The sequence below is a fragment of the Lonepinella sp. BR2357 genome, from assembly GCF_051851525.1.
Taxonomy (GTDB): domain Bacteria; phylum Pseudomonadota; class Gammaproteobacteria; order Enterobacterales; family Pasteurellaceae; genus Lonepinella.
On sequence record NZ_JBPDVG010000046.1, the window covers coordinates 1 to 252 of the forward strand.

Here is a 252-nt window from a genome sequence, read left to right on the forward strand (position 1 = left end):
TTCTTCAACCTGTGGAACAAGAATGGGCAAATATTAATTGGCAACAGGGAATCAATAAACTAATAAACATTAATTCAGATTTGGGGTGGCTTGGATGGAATAAGCGAAACGAATTTGAGGATCAGCCAACATTAAAGGATCTGCTGTCAGCTTATTTAGCAAAAAACGATGATTGGATGTATTTTGATCAAAGGAAAGAAAGTGATTATGACAAAAAACACAATAAAGAAAAACGTGATTGGCTATTCCTCC

Annotated in this window: 1 protein-coding gene; it reads left to right on the forward strand. The window is 34.9% G+C overall.

The annotated features are described in order from the left end of the window. A partial coding sequence (locus tag ACTG7L_RS10855; RefSeq protein WP_439328545.1) for a hypothetical protein occupies window positions 1–252 on the forward strand: 252 nt, incomplete at both ends.